This window comes from Paludibacterium purpuratum (assembly GCF_004363805.1).
GTDB classification, from domain to species: Bacteria; Pseudomonadota; Gammaproteobacteria; order Burkholderiales; family Chromobacteriaceae; genus Paludibacterium; species Paludibacterium purpuratum.
The window spans coordinates 60,945-74,184 of sequence record NZ_SNZP01000016.1 but is presented as its reverse complement, the minus strand read 5'-3'; the positions used below and the strand labels follow the sequence as shown (position 1 = coordinate 74,184).

12 protein-coding genes are annotated in these 13,240 nt (G+C 58.0%); 3 read left to right on the top strand and 9 right to left on the bottom strand.

What is annotated here, in order from left to right; translation table 11 throughout:
• The first annotated feature begins 7 nt into the window (after positions 1-7).
• Positions 8-799: an inositol monophosphatase family protein gene (locus DFP86_RS17110; protein WP_133683531.1), complete on the top strand. Its 792-nt coding sequence runs from the start codon at positions 8-10 to the stop codon at positions 797-799.
• A gap of 102 nt (positions 800-901) precedes the next feature.
• On the opposite strand, the gene DFP86_RS17105 is transcribed toward DFP86_RS17110, so the two are convergent.
• The 4 genes from DFP86_RS17105 to rarD all read right to left on the bottom strand — a co-directional run bounded on the left by DFP86_RS17105 (position 902) and on the right by rarD (position 4,290).
• Complete coding sequence (locus tag DFP86_RS17105; protein WP_133683529.1) at positions 902-1,282, bottom strand: RidA family protein; 381 nt, start codon at positions 1,280-1,282, stop codon at positions 902-904.
• 26 nt (positions 1,283-1,308) lie between these two features.
• On the bottom strand, positions 1,309-2,616 hold the full coding sequence (locus tag DFP86_RS17100) for an L-cysteine desulfidase family protein (protein WP_133683527.1): 1,308 nt from the start codon (positions 2,614-2,616) through the stop codon (positions 1,309-1,311).
• Between the two features lie 38 nt (positions 2,617-2,654).
• Positions 2,655-3,287 carry a helix-turn-helix transcriptional regulator gene (locus DFP86_RS17095; RefSeq protein ID WP_133683525.1) on the bottom strand — a complete coding sequence of 211 codons (633 nt, stop codon included), beginning with the start codon at positions 3,285-3,287 and terminating at the stop codon, positions 2,655-2,657.
• Between the two features lie 109 nt (positions 3,288-3,396).
• Positions 3,397-4,290, bottom strand: coding sequence for an EamA family transporter RarD (rarD, locus tag DFP86_RS17090; protein WP_133683523.1), 894 nt, complete (start codon positions 4,288-4,290; stop codon positions 3,397-3,399).
• A 275-nt stretch (positions 4,291-4,565) separates the two neighbouring features.
• Between rarD and DFP86_RS17085 the strand changes: the two genes are divergently transcribed.
• Complete coding sequence (locus DFP86_RS17085) at positions 4,566-8,042, top strand: indolepyruvate ferredoxin oxidoreductase family protein (RefSeq protein ID WP_133683521.1); 3,477 nt, start codon at positions 4,566-4,568, stop codon at positions 8,040-8,042.
• A 30-nt stretch (positions 8,043-8,072) separates the two neighbouring features.
• On the opposite strand, the gene DFP86_RS17080 is transcribed toward DFP86_RS17085, so the two are convergent.
• The gene (locus tag DFP86_RS17080; protein WP_133683519.1) at positions 8,073-8,315 is read right to left on the bottom strand and encodes a hypothetical protein; all 243 of its coding nucleotides are present in this window, start codon (positions 8,313-8,315) and stop codon (positions 8,073-8,075) included.
• Between the two features lie 120 nt (positions 8,316-8,435).
• Between DFP86_RS17080 and DFP86_RS17075 the strand changes: the two genes are divergently transcribed.
• Entirely contained in the window at positions 8,436-8,924 is a 489-nt protein-coding gene (locus DFP86_RS17075; protein ID WP_133683517.1) for a GNAT family N-acetyltransferase, read from the top strand.
• Positions 8,925-9,027: 103 nt separating this feature from the next.
• Here the strand turns inward: DFP86_RS17075 and pyrI are convergent, their stop codons facing one another.
• The 4 genes from pyrI to DFP86_RS19795 all read right to left on the bottom strand — a co-directional run bounded on the left by pyrI (position 9,028) and on the right by DFP86_RS19795 (position 13,169).
• Positions 9,028-9,486: an aspartate carbamoyltransferase regulatory subunit gene (gene pyrI, locus DFP86_RS17070; RefSeq protein ID WP_133683515.1), complete on the bottom strand. Its 459-nt coding sequence runs from the start codon at positions 9,484-9,486 to the stop codon at positions 9,028-9,030.
• A 30-nt stretch (positions 9,487-9,516) separates the two neighbouring features.
• A complete protein-coding gene (pyrB, locus tag DFP86_RS17065) occupies positions 9,517-10,437 on the bottom strand; it encodes an aspartate carbamoyltransferase (protein WP_133683512.1) in 921 nt (306 codons plus the stop codon).
• A 272-nt stretch (positions 10,438-10,709) separates the two neighbouring features.
• The gene (locus DFP86_RS17060) at positions 10,710-12,785 is read right to left on the bottom strand and encodes a methyl-accepting chemotaxis protein (protein ID WP_133683510.1); all 2,076 of its coding nucleotides are present in this window, start codon (positions 12,783-12,785) and stop codon (positions 10,710-10,712) included.
• 114 nt (positions 12,786-12,899) lie between these two features.
• On the bottom strand, positions 12,900-13,169 hold the full coding sequence (locus DFP86_RS19795; protein ID WP_133683508.1) for a YkgJ family cysteine cluster protein: 270 nt from the start codon (positions 13,167-13,169) through the stop codon (positions 12,900-12,902).
• Positions 13,170-13,240: the final 71 nt, after the last annotated feature.

The following is a 13,240-nucleotide window of genomic DNA, read 5'->3' as shown; positions in this document are numbered from 1 at the left end:
AACCAGCATGCAGGTTATTGAACAGGTAGGGGAGCTGCTGCGGGACATCGCGGAACGCGAAGTGTTGCCGCGTTTCCTGCGCGTCGGCCATACGCGTAAGGAAGACGGTAGCCTGTTGACCGAAGCCGACCTCGCCTGTCAATCGGCACTGGAAGCCGAACTGCCGGGTATCCTGCCCTACCCGGTGCTGGGCGAGGAAATGACGCGCCAGGAGCAGGATGCGCTCTGGTTACGCCAACTCGAGGGCTTATGGGTGGTCGACCCGATCGACGGCACCACCAACTTCATCAACGGCCTACCCCATTTCGCCATCTCCGTCGCGCTGATGCAAAACGGCCGCAGCACGCTTGGCGTCATCTATAACCCGATGACCCAAGAGCTCTACTGCGCCACCCAGGGCGGCGGCGCCTTCCTCAACGGCACGCCGTTGCCACTGAAGAAAAACGCCAACCCGATGAGCGAAGCCATTGCCGGGCTGGATCTCAAATACTTGTGTTCGGCTCGGCTCGCCGCCCGTCTCAACAGCGTGGCGCCATTCGGCAGTCAACGTAGCATGGGTTCGAGCACGCTCGACTGGTGCTACCTGGCCGCCGGGCGCTTCGATGTGTACCTGCACGGCGGCCAACGTCTGTGGGATTATGCCGCCGGCGCATTGATTCTTGAGGAGGCGGGCGGACGTCTTGCCTCGCTGCAGCAAGACGATTTTTGGTCCGATGTACCGTGGAAGCGCTCGGTCGTCGCCGCCCGCGACGCCGAGATGTTCGCCCAGTGGCACCGTTGGGTCAGGAACAATCAATAAAAACGTGCATTGCCTACGGCGAATGCACGTTCTCATTGCGTAGGATGCGTTCGCGAAGCAACGCATCAACCCGCCGGCAACGCACCTACCCGCTTCATCCCATCAGCCGCGCACAGCGACGGCTTCGACTTCGACCAACACGTTCTTCGGTAAAGTCTTGACCGCGACGCACGAGCGCGCCGGCGAGTTTTCGCCGAAGTATTCCGCATACACCGCATTGAATTTGGCGAAGTCGCCCATGTCGGCCAGAAAGCAAGTCGTCTTCAACACATTGGTAGGCTTGGCGCCGCCAGCCGCCAGCACGGCAACCAGGTTTTCCATCGCGCGGCGCGACTGCTCTTCGATGCCCCCGCCCACGACTTCGCCGGTTTTGGGGTCGAGCGGAATCTGACCCGAGGTGAACACCAGTTGACCAAAGGCGGTGCCTTGCGAATACGGACCGATGGCCGCCGGCGCGGTATCGGTATGCAGAATCTCTTTCATTGCGATCTTCCTTGGTTGAATGTAAATCAGGCGGCGACACTCTTGTGCATCATGATATGCAAGATTTGCTCGTCCGTCTGTTGCATGCCCTGACAGGCCAGTTCGCCCAAATTGCGGATCGAGCGATCGACCTCCTCGGCCACGATACCCTCGTTGCCGGTCACTCTGGTACCGTCGAGCGCCATCAATACCGCCTTCCAGGCGGCGGACACCGATGTGGACACTTTCATTGCGCAACTATTGGACGCGCCGTCGCAGATCATGCCGGCCAAATCGCCGATCATGCTGCAAATCGCCATATTGACCGTTCCCGCCCCACCGTCGAGCAGATAGGCCATGCCGGCCGCCGCCCCCATCGAGGCGGTGGTCACCGCACACAGCGCCGATAACTTGGGCAGCCGGCTGTGAATATACACTGCCATCAAGTGCGATAGCGTCAGCGCACGCAGCAGTTGCTCGCGCGAGGCGCCGACATGTTCGGCCACCACCAGCACCGGCATGGTTGCGGCAATGCCTTGGTTGCCCGAGCCGGAGTTGCTCATGGCCGGCAAGGTGGCGCCGCCCATGCGCGCGTCGGAAGCCGCGGTGGTGCGGGTCAGAATCTCGGTCATCAGCCCCGCCGGCATCAGGCCGGACAGGCTCTGGCGCTGCAGCGTGGCACCGATGTGCAAACCGTATTTGCCGCTCATGCCCTCCAGCGACAGCGCATTGTTGAGCTCGGCGGCCTCGGCGAGGAATTCGATCTGCGCCAGCGGCACGTGCATGGCGAATTGGAAAACATCGCGAGCACTGGCGGCGCCTAGGTCATACGGCGAATCGTCCTGAGCGGTATCGGTGGCGGCGGCGAACAATACCTGGCCATTGCGTTCTATGCGCACCACATTGGTGTGGGCGTCGGCGATGCAAACGCGTACACGGTCGGTGCCCGCGCAAACTTCGGCCTCGGCATAAAGGATATTCGGCACCTCGGCCACATTGAGCGTTACCCGACCTTCAGCGATCATCGCCTTGGCCTGAGCCACCTGGACATCGGTCAGCCCCTTGAGCACCTGCAAGCGGCCATCCGGGTCGCCGCCGATCGAACCGACTGCCGCGGCGATCAATAGCCCGACCGTGCCGGTACCCGGCACAGTCACGCCCATGCCGTTTTTCATCAAATTGGCCGAGACACGCGCTTCGATGCGCTCGACCGGGCGGCCGAGTTCGCGCGTGGCGATGGCGGCGGCCAGCGCCAGCGAGACCGGCTCGGTACAGCCGAGCGCCGGCACCACTTCCTGGCGGAGTGCCTTCAGATATTCCGGCCACAATGCGGTATTCGGCGTGGAAGTAGTCATGTCTTGGGTCGAGGGGGAAGAAACCGGGTTATTCATATTCAATCTCTGCTTTGCTTGAGATAGCGGTACAAGGTCGGCTCGGAGATATCCAGCACCTGCGCCGCGCGTGCGACGAAACCACGAATGGAAAACAATCCGCGGCGATCGAACTCCAGAACCACCTGGGATTTTTCTTCGGGCGACAATCGGAGCGGATCGACCTCGAACTGGTCCAGCACCGCTTTCATGATGTCCAGTCCAACATCGTCGACCGAAGCCGACAGGTTCTCCTGATGCCTTTCCTGCGATAGATCGGCTGGCAACAGCGCCTGCACGGCATCCAGTGCCCGGCGGTATCGGCTATCGTCGGTATTGACGCAGAACATGGCCCGAACCTGGCCATCCTCATCCTTGAACACCAGCGTCGACGAACGCAGCGATAGGCCGCTGGCGGCCTTGCTACGATAATCGACACGGAAATCGTCGCCCTCGGCGCCACTGCACTCTTGCGCCAACCGCCTGGCCAGATCGGTCGCCGGCGCGCCGATGCCGCGACCGGAAAGCACGCCGTTACGGATAATGCACAGCGAGGCGGTGGGATCGGAAAGGTCGTGCACGGCGATCTCGCTATCCGGCCCCAGAAGGGCGGACACAAAATCGGCCAGAACTTCAGCGTCGATCGTTAGTTTCATGGTGTCGATAAAAGAAAAATCCTCACAATGAGATTATATTTATCATTGCGAGGATTTTTCTAGTCACTGCGGCAGGTCTGATCCTGCTCAAACTTATGACAGCCGCGGTTTATCGTCCGCGCAACAACGCGCGCAGGCTACTGAGCGAATAAACCAACAGCGCCGCCCAGATCAGCACGAAGCCGATGGCCCGGGTGTGATCGAATGTTTCTTGATACAACAGCACGCCGAGCAGCAGTTGCAAAGTGGGGCTGATGTACTGAATCACGCCCAGAGTAGCCAGTTTCAGACGGCGAGCGCCGTTGGCGAACAGTAACAACGGTACGGCGGTCACCGCCCCGGCACCGATCAGCATCGCATTCTGAAGCGTAGGCAAATGGCCGAAACTACCCTCGCCGCGCACTTCCAGCACAACCAGCAGCAGCAATGCCGCCGGGGCCAGCAAAAACGTCTCCATCGCCAACCCCTCGAGCGAGGGCAATGGCGCACGCTTGCGCATCAAGCCATACAGGCCGAACGTCACCGCCAGGCCCAGCGCCACCCACGGCACCGCGCCCAATTGCAGTGTCAACCACAGCACCCCGGCCGTCGCCAGTGCGACTGCCGCCTTCTGCAGCCGGCCAAGCCGCTCGCCCAGCACCAACCGCCCCAACAGGACATTGACGAGCGGATTGATGAAATAGCCCAGGCTGGATTCGACGATATGGCCCGAAGTGACCGCCCAGATATACAACAACCAATTGCTGGACAGCATTACCGAGGACAGGAAAAACACGCCGAGCCGCCTCGGCTCGCGACGAAATGGTTGTAGCCAATCCCATTGGCGCCGTACCGCCAACAAAATCAGCACGAAGACCGCGGACCAGACTAGGCGATGACACAGGATTTGCAGGGGGGCGACTTGATGCAGCGGTTTCCAATAGAGCGGGAAGAGTCCCCAGCAGAGGTAAGCACCGATGGCGTACAACACGCCATGGCCGGATTCGGCAGATTTCGAAGACATCGATCAGCATTGATTTGTATTGTGATAGCCACAGCTTACCTGTATGTAGCGGTATGCGCCCAGCCTTTCCTGATCGGCATTTCGCTTCGCGTTCCATCCTGACGTGATATTTTGCCGACGTCGCCTTTGACGTTTACGTGAACGTAACTTATATTCTGCCAACATCGTCCTGCCGAACTACAAATAGATTATCGCTGCCCACAAGGCATAACCTGGCCGCTTGATTTACCGATCAGCACAAGAGCCGGGCACCAGCGTTATATGGAGGAGAACCCATGTCAATCCGGCATCGTGCACTTGAAGAAAAATATACGGCACAAACCGGTCAGGTCTTGATGAACGGTATCCAGGCGCTGGTGCGCCTGCCGATGCTGCAGCAAGATCGCGACCGTGCCCAGGGGCTGAACACCGCCGGTTATGTCACTGGCTACCGCGGTTCGCCGCTCGGCGGCGTAGACCAGAGCATGCAGAAGGCGGAGGAACATCTAAAGGCGCACAACGTCGTGTTCCACCCCGGCTTGAACGAAGATCTGGCCGCCACCGCCGTGTGGGGAACCCAGCAGGTCAACCTATTCCCCGGCGCCAAATACGACGGCGTCTATGCCCTGTGGTACGGCAAAGGCCCTGGCGTCGACCGTTCGGGCGACGTACTGAAGCATGGCAATGCCGCCGGTACCAGCAAGCATGGCGGCGTACTGATCGTCGCCGGCGACGATCACGCCGCCAAATCGTCGACCTTTCCACACCAATCCGACCATGCGCTGGCGGCGGCGATGATCCCGGTGCTTAGCCCGTCAGGCGTGCAGGAGGTCATCGATTTCGGCCTGCATGGCTGGGCGATGAGCCGCTACAGCGGCTGTTGGGTCGCGCTCAAGGCGATCAGCGATACCATCGAAAGTTCGGCTGTGGTCGATATTTCGCCGGAACATGTCCAAATCCAATACCCGGAAGACATCGAACTGCCCGAGGACGGCCTGAATATCCGCTGGCCGGATCCGCCGCTTGCGCAGGAAAAACGCTTACTGCACCACCGACTGTATGCCGCACTGGCTTATGCCCGCGCCAATAATCTCAACCGTGTCGTACTGGACTCTCCCTCGGCACGGCTCGGCATCATCACCACCGGCAAATCTTATCTGGATGTGATGCAGGCGCTGGACGACCTCGGCATCGATGAGAGCCTGGCGGCGGAAATCGGCCTGCGCATTTTCAAGGTCGGGATGGTCTGGCCGCTGGAATCGGAAGGCGTGCGACACTTCGCCGAAGGCTTGGAAGAAATCCTGGTCGTGGAAGAAAAGCGCCAGGTGATCGAATACCAGCTTAAGGAACAACTCTACAACTGGCGCGAAGACGTTCGTCCACGCGTGGTCGGCAAGTTCGCCGAAAAAGGCGAATGGGCCTTGCCGCACGGCGAATGGTTGCTTCCCGCCGCCGGCGAACTGACCCCGGCGATCATCGCGCGCGCCATCGCCAACCGACTGGCCACGGTGTTCGACAGCCCGGTCATGCACGATCGCCTCAAATTCTACAGCGACAAAGAGGCACAACTCGGCCAAAAACGCGATGTATTGCCGCGGGTGCCGCATTACTGTTCCGGCTGTCCGCACAATATCTCCACCAAGGTGCCGGAAGGTAGCCGGGCGCTAGCCGGCATCGGCTGCCACTACATGTCCTTGTGGATCGAGCCGCACACCCAGACCTTCTCGCAAATGGGAGGCGAAGGCGTGCCATGGATCGGCCAGGCGCCGTTTACCGATACCAAACATGTGTTTACCAACCTCGGCGACGGAACCTACTTCCACTCCGGTTTGTTGGCTATCCGCGCGTCGGTCTCGGCCAAGGTCAACATCACCTACAAGATTCTGTACAACGATGCAGTGGCCATGACCGGCGGCCAGCATGTCGACGGGCCGCTGGATGTGCCGACGATCACCCGCCAACTGCATGCCGAAGGTGTTGCGCGCATCGTGATTACCAGTGACGACCCCGACAAATACCGCGGCCTCGCCGGCTTGGCGCCGGGCGTGGAGATTTTCCATCGTCGGGAATTACAGCGTCTGCAGATCGAGCTTCGGGAAGTTTCGGGCACCACCATCCTGATCCACGATCAGACCTGCGCCGCCGAAAAGCGGCGCCGGCGTAAGCGTGGCGAACTGGTCGATCCGCAACGCCGTGCCTATATCAATGCCCGAGTATGCGAAGGCTGTGGCGATTGCTCGAACAAATCGGGTTGTTTGTCGATCTTGCCGCTGGAAACGCCGCTGGGCCGCAAACGCAAAATAGATCAGTCGAGCTGCAACAAGGATTTCTCCTGCCAGGAAGGTTTTTGCCCGAGTTTCGTCACCGTAGAGGGCGGCAAACTGCGCAGCGCAACCAACAAGATGCAGGCCAATCTGTCGCAGATGCCCACCCTACCGGCGCCGGTTTGCCCCACTGTCGACCAGCCCTACTCCATCATGGTCACCGGCATCGGCGGTACCGGCGTCGTCACGATCGGCCAAGTGTTGGCGATGGCGGCACACCTCGACGACATGGGCGTCACCGTGCTGGATATGGCCGGTCTGGCACAAAAAGGCGGCTCGGTCTGGTCGCATGTGCGTATTGCCCGTTCGCAACAGGCATTGCATGCAGTACGTATCGCCGCCGGCGACGCCAACCTGGTTCTGGGGTGCGATTTGGTCGTCACCGCCTCGGAAGAAGCGCTGGCCAAGATGCGCGAAGGCTTTTCACACATCGTGGTCAACAGTTATGAAGCGCCGACCAGCGCATTCTTGACCCAGCCCGATCTACGTTTCCCCGCCCAGGCGATGAAGCAGACCATTCAGCAATCGGTGGGCATTGACCACTATGCCGAGGTCAATGCCACCAAGTTGGCCACGGCACTACTCAACGATGCGCTGGCGACCAATATGTTTATGCTGGGGTTTGCTTGGCAGAAAGGCCTGGTGCCGGTCAGCGAAGAGGCGATCCTCGAAGCCATCCGCCTCAATGGCGCTGCCGTCGAGTTCAACTACCAGGCATTCGTATGGGGCCGCCATGCCGCTCACGACCCTGCGCGGATCGAGGCATTGCTGACCAACAGCAGCGTCATCCAGTTCGTTCCACGTGAAACGGTGGACGGTATCGTCCATCAGCGTAGCCAACTGCTGACCACCTATCAGAACGCCAAACTCGCCGAGCGCTATCGTGCCTTGGTCGAACGCGTCAAACAGGCAGAAACGCGGCTGACCCCCAATCGCCAGCCGCTCACCTTGGCGGTCGCCAAGGTCTATGCCCAAGTGTTGGCCTATAAAGACGAGTTCGAGGTGGCACGGCTGTATTCGGATGGCGAGTTCATGAGTGAAATCCGCGCGGCGTTCGATGGCGAATTCACCCTGCGATTCCACCTCGGCCCCAGCTGGATGACCCACGGCAAAGCCACCAAAAAAACGCTGGGGCCGTGGGCGCTGAAGGCAATGCGATTACTGGCCTCGCTGCGATTCGTGCGCGGGACGATTCTCGACCCGTTTGGCTGGCAGGCGGATCGTCAGCTGGAACGCAGAATGATCGCCGAGTTCGAAAGCATGATCGATCAGTTGACTCAGAAGCTATCGGCGGACAACCTGCCGCAAGCGATCGAACTGGTGAACCTGGTACAAGGCATTCGAGGCTTCGGCCACATCAAGGCGGCCAATTACCAGCGCACCCGACTGGCGATCGAGCCGTTGCTGGCGCAGTTCCGTACCGCCAAGGCACAGCGCCAGGTTGCCTGACCGGCAAGGCATGTTCCATCTTGTGCGAATTCACCATTTTGGTGAATTCGCACTTTTATATACCATTCCCAAACTCAATTGACGCGCCGACTCTAGTGCATCTTCCGCCTGGGAGGATTCGCTCTGCCACACCCAGACATCGTTGGCGGCATCATAGGCCTCCACCAGCCATAAAGCCCCGCCAATCAAGCGTGCGCGCGTCGGTTTACCGAAATTGAACATCACCAGATCGCTGGTCTTGGCCAGCGGCTGATTGTCGATATGTCTCTTCATGCCCGTTCCCTTTGCTGATCACTTACTGGTATTCAGCAAAGATCGTGCCAAGGGTAGGGTTTTGACAGCGACACTCTATGACGACTAGGATCGAAGGCATTACACGCCAAGAGAATCGCCATGCTGATCCGAGCTGCTACCCACGATGACCTGCCCGCCATCCTCGCTATCTATAACGAGGTCATCCGGCATTCCACCGCCGTGTATTGCGATGATCAGGTGCCGCTGTCCGAGCGCCAGGCTTGGTTCGAAACTCGTCGAAAAATGGGCTATCCGATCCTGGTGGCGGAACAATCGGATGTGGTTATCGGCTATGCCAGCTTCGGCGACTTCCGTAGTTTTCCAGGCTATCGCTACACCGTGGAACACAGTGTGCACTTGGCGCCGCAGGCGCGCGGCCAAGGTGTTGGCTCGCAATTGGTCAACGCGCTGCTGCCGCTGGCGCGCGACATGGGCAAACATGTGATGGTGGGTGCGGTCGACGCCGCCAACGAAGGCTCGATCCGCTTTCATCGCCGGCTAGGCTTCGACGAAGTAGCGCGCATGCCGGAAGTGGGTTTCAAATTTGGCCGCTGGCTGGATCTGGTGTTATTGCAGAAGATTTTATGAACGACCGCTAAAATGCGAAAAGCGCCGCGGAATCCGCGGCGCTCTTCATTTTTTTGCTGTCGAGCAGCTTTTTTCTTGCAGTTCTATTTCACCCTTGTACGACTTAGCGCACTTCTACAACAATATCCTTACTAAACACTTTCTCGCAATACTTACATTTCATTTTTGTGTCGTTCACGTGGGCTTTTACATAGAAAAAGCTCTGAACCGGCTCATTATGTGAAATGCAATTGGAGTTGGGGCAGGCAAAAATGCCTTGAATCGCGTCAGGAAGCTCAAGTTGATGCTTTTTCACGACCTCGAAATTTTCGATCACATTCACTGTGGCTTTGGGCGCAAACAATGCCAGCTCATTGGCTTGATCTTCGGTCAAGGCGATATTTTCTACCTTGATCAAGTCTTTGCTGCCCATGTGGCGTGACGACAGGTTCAAACCCACCGTCACGCGCTCACCGGTTTCCGCCAGGCGAAACAGTCGCAGGATTTTCAGACCCTGCCCTGCCGGAATGTGGTCGATGACGGTGCCTTCCTTCAGTGCTTCTACGGTACGAGTGTATTGCATGATCAATCCTTGTGCGTTCGGTTCCGACGATCAGACGGTTTCATTGAGGACCAGGGCCAGCAAGGCCTCTCGCGCATAAACACCGTTCTCCGCCTGTTCGAAATAGTAGGCGTGGGGTGTCGCGTCGACGTCGGTGTCGATTTCATCGACACGCGGCAGCGGATGCAGAATCTTCATATTCTCGCGAGCATGGCGAAGCATCTCGGCGTGTAGTACGAACTTGCCTTGAATCTTCTTGAACTCGGCCTCATCGAAACGCTCGCGTTGTACGCGCGTCATGTACAGCACGTCGATCTCCGGAATCACCTCCTCCAAGCTGGCAGCCAGCGTATAGGAAATGCCCTTTTCGTCGAGCTCTTCGCAGATGTAATCGGGCATCGCCAACACTTCCGGCGCCACAAAATAGAAACGGCAGTTAAATAACGACAGCGCCTGGGTCAGCGAGTGCACCGTGCGCCCGTACTTCAGGTCGCCGACGAATGCCACAGCCAGTTCCTGCAAGGTACCCTGCGTCTCCTTGATGGTGAATAGATCGAGTAAGGTTTGAGTGGGGTGCTGGTTAGCACCATCGCCGCCGTTGATGACCGGCACAGCGGAAAATTCGCTCGCAAGACGGGCGGCGCCTTCGCGCGGATGGCGCATTACCACCGCATCGCTGTAAGAAGAAATGATCTTGATCGAATCGGCCAGCGTCTCACCCTTGCGCGCCGAAGTATTGCCGCCGTCGGCAAAGCCGATGACCCGGCCGCCCAAGCGTTGGACAGCGGTTTCGAACGACAGACGAGTCCGAGTCGATGGCTCGAAGAAGCAACTGGCGATCAGTTTATCTTTCAATAAATTCTTACTAGGTTCAGCCTTGAGGCGTGCAGCAGTCTCCACGACGAGTTCCAGCTCTTCACGGCTAAAGTCAGGGATGGAAATGATGTTTTTCCGGTAAAGCGGGTTTGCCATGGTCGTGTCCTTGTTTTATTTGTGGTTTCTATAGATAAAAAAAAGCCCCTGAAACAGGGGCTTTTTTAAAAACAGATTTCCGAGAAAGGATGCCGGGCCATGGCCCCAGAAAACTGGGTACCGCGGCGACGATTTGCCAACTTGCGAACGACAAACATTTCACATCCCTTCCGAACAAACTTTCAGATTATAACCTGAATTTCCGCTATCTTGGAAGACATTGGCAAAAAAAGCGCGGCGAAATCGCCGCGCCATGTTATCCGAGTGGATTGTCAAAGTTTGAAGTTGCTCACCAGCCGCTCGAGACTAGCCGCCAGTTCACGCAGGCGTTGCACGGAATCGGACACTTCATGCACGACTTGGCTATTGGACTGCGCCATATTGCTGATGCGCTCGACGTTCTGCGCAATCTCGCTGCTGGCATTCGACTGTTCACGCGTCGAAGCGGCGATTTCTCCTATTTTCACCGCCAGATCCTGATTGCATCGCAAAACGCTGCGCATGGCTTCATTGGCCTCTTCCGCCACCTTGACGCTCAAATCCACCCGCTCGCGCGTGCCAGACACATCGGTGACGGCATCGCGCGTCTCGTTGCCGATGGTGGTGACGATACGCGATATCTCGACAGTTGCCTCGGCGGATCGGCCGGCCAATTTGCGCACTTCGTCGGCCACGACGGCGAAACCTCGACCCATCTCTCCGGCACGCGCCGCCTCGATGGCGGCATTGAGTGCCAACAGATTAGTCTGATCGGCGATATCCTTGATCACATTGATGATCGACGATACCTCTTCGGAGCGCGCACCCAGGCTGTTGATATGTTCTGCCAGTGTGTACATGCTCTGGTTCATCGCCTTGATTTCACTGGAGACCTGATCGACGGTGGTGACACTGTGACCGGTCAGTTCACCGGTTTGCTGCGCCAGATTTTCAGCTTCCTTGGCGGTATCGGCGATGTGATGCACGCTGACGGTGACCTGTTCGACGCCCGCAGCGGTGGCGCTTGCGGCATCGGATTGCACCGAGGTGGCCTGTTCCACTTGCCCTGCCGAATCGGCCAAATGGCTCGCCGCTTGGCTGACCGCCAGGCTCTGATTGCGGATATCGGTGAACATGCCGCTCAACGACTGCATGAATTGGTTGAACGCGACGGCGGAGCGGCCAATTTCGTCATTGTTGCTGATGTTGATGCGGACAGTCAGATCACCCTGGCCCAACGCCAGTTGCTCCATGCTGGCCGCCATCTTGTCCAACGGCCTGGTCAGCGCGCGCGTGACACCGGCCAATAGCAAGATGATGGCGACCAGGGCGACAACGCCGATGCCCGCGGCAACCAGACTTTGATGCAGCGCCGGCGCGGTAATAGCCGAGGTCGGAACGCTGACGCCAAGCGACCAGTACTGGCCGGTATCGGCCACTTTGACCGGCTGGAAGAAGTGCGTAAAACCGTCGGCTTCATACACGAACGGTTCGCCGTTCTTGATCTTGTCCAGATAACCGGACAACGGATTTTCCTTTTCTACCCCCTTGCCCAGCACCTCGGCTTTGGGATTGACCACATAGAGGCCACCTTCCGAGATCATGCGCACATAGCCAGTTTCCGACGGATGAATCTGACTGAAACGCTTCTGCAGATCGCCCAGCGCCACGTCGGTAGCCGACACCCCAAGGAACTTGCCGCCCGCATCCTTAACGGCCACGGCCAACGAACTTTCCAGTACCTTTACCCCTTGAACATCATAGGGATACGGCTCGGTGATCGTATCGCGGTTGCGCGTTTTCGGCACCATATAGAAATCGCCCCAACCGGTTTTTTCGTATGGCGGCGAATAGCTGTCCGGTTTGTCCTTGAACTTGTCCAGTTCCTTCAGATAATCGCCGGACAGCATGGTATCGATCTGCGCTTTGCCTTGGGTATTGCGGGTAAAGTAAGGGGTATAGCGACCCGTCAGATCCTCGTAAGGCTTATTGAAGCGAAACGTCTTATCGTTGCCATCGAAAGCATTCGGTTCCCATAGCATCCACAGGCCGACGGATTGCGGTGCATTGTCGAGCAGTTCCAAGTGGATGTTGTCGGCCATCTTGCGCTCAGGCATGCCGCCGCGCTTGATGCCCGCCACGACTTGCGCCAAGTGTTTCGGTAACGCATAACCCAAGCGAAAATCTGCCTCGGTCGAGTCGGCAAGGTTGCGCGCTTGGCTTTGCGCTAATTGATAGCCCATGTCGACGGCGTTGCGATAGCCTTGCCAGGAGATCAGCCCGATCATGACGATGAATGCCGCTGCAACCGCCAAACCGGTGACCAATGTGATACGTGTGCTGAGACGCCCCCATTTTTTATCTGACATCGCTTCTCCACTTTTTATTCGCTAGTGTTATTAGAAAAATATGCGCTCCAGCTTGCTAATGCCACTTTAATTTTCTATCGCTCCTCCCTACTGGCCTATACGCCGTTCCTCTGCTCACTGTGTTTGCTTTTCCAGTTCCGTCAACCAAAGCATGGCACCTGCACGGTCTCGCCCGCACATTTCCACTGTAGGGCGCAGACTGGCACAAACAGCCGGCCTGAGCGGCGACTCGAACAATTTACAGCCGAAATCCCGAGTTAGCTGGAGACAAGGCACACCGGCAGGCTTGCCGTCTGGCATACCGGGAATTGCAGACGAAATCGATGGGGCAATGCAACAGGCTCCACATCCTTGTCTGCAAACGGTTACTAACGCTTCATTCATTGAGATATACCAATTTCAAACTAAACTACACACTGAACCGGCGTTACCGCTAAGATGTAAGCGAGGCCTTC

Bases quoted from the DNA above. Each gene is read 5' to 3' on its own strand.
- DFP86_RS17075 (WP_133683517.1), top strand. From the start codon at position 8,436: ATGCTGATCCGAGCTGCTACCCACGATGACCTGCCCGCCATCCTCGCT.
- rarD (WP_133683523.1), bottom strand. From the start codon at position 4,290: ATGTCTTCGAAATCTGCCGAATCCGGCCATGGCGTGTTGTACGCCATC.
- DFP86_RS17095 (WP_133683525.1), bottom strand. From the start codon at position 3,287: ATGAAACTAACGATCGACGCTGAAGTTCTGGCCGATTTTGTGTCCGCC.
- DFP86_RS17080 (WP_133683519.1), bottom strand. From the start codon at position 8,315: ATGAAGAGACATATCGACAATCAGCCGCTGGCCAAGACCAGCGATCTG.
- DFP86_RS17060 (WP_133683510.1), bottom strand. From the start codon at position 12,785: ATGTCAGATAAAAAATGGGGGCGTCTCAGCACACGTATCACATTGGTC.
- pyrB (WP_133683512.1), bottom strand. From the start codon at position 10,437: ATGGCAAACCCGCTTTACCGGAAAAACATCATTTCCATCCCTGACTTT.
- pyrI (WP_133683515.1), bottom strand. From the start codon at position 9,486: ATGCAATACACTCGTACCGTAGAAGCACTGAAGGAAGGCACCGTCATC.
- DFP86_RS17085 (WP_133683521.1), top strand. From the start codon at position 4,566: ATGTCAATCCGGCATCGTGCACTTGAAGAAAAATATACGGCACAAACC.
- DFP86_RS19795 (WP_133683508.1), bottom strand. From the start codon at position 13,169: ATGAATGAAGCGTTAGTAACCGTTTGCAGACAAGGATGTGGAGCCTGT.
- DFP86_RS17100 (WP_133683527.1), bottom strand. From the start codon at position 2,616: ATGACTACTTCCACGCCGAATACCGCATTGTGGCCGGAATATCTGAAG.
- DFP86_RS17105 (WP_133683529.1), bottom strand. From the start codon at position 1,282: ATGAAAGAGATTCTGCATACCGATACCGCGCCGGCGGCCATCGGTCCG.
- DFP86_RS17110 (WP_133683531.1), top strand. From the start codon at position 8: ATGCAGGTTATTGAACAGGTAGGGGAGCTGCTGCGGGACATCGCGGAA.